Source organism: Paenibacillus sp. GbtcB18 (assembly GCF_019091125.1).
Classification (GTDB): domain Bacteria; phylum Bacillota; class Bacilli; order Paenibacillales; family NBRC-103111; genus Paenibacillus_F; species Paenibacillus_F chitinolyticus.
Window position 1 is genome coordinate 1 of record NZ_JAGXJX010000893.1, and the last position, 235, is coordinate 235.

Consider the following 235-nt stretch of genomic DNA (forward strand, 5'->3'; position numbering starts at 1 on the left):
CCCGTCACGTCGCCCGCAGCCTCGTCATGTTCATGCAGCGCCCTGGAGGGCAGTCCCAGTTCTCCGCACCGCTGACGGTAAGCGCGCCGCGCACGCCGACTCTGCGAGCCGTCACCGACCTCGTCTCGGCACAGCCCGCGCAGGAGCACAGTGCGGATTCGCTGGCTGCCCTCGTCGGTGTGAGTCCACGGCATCTCACCCGACTGTTCAACGCCGAACTCGGAACGACGCCGGC

Annotated in this window: 1 pseudogene; it reads left to right on the top strand. The window is 68.9% G+C overall.

Features of this window, described 5'->3' with window-relative positions:
• Positions 1 to 235: pseudogene (locus tag KVT34_RS31230) on the top strand (hypothetical protein); the annotation flags it as partial.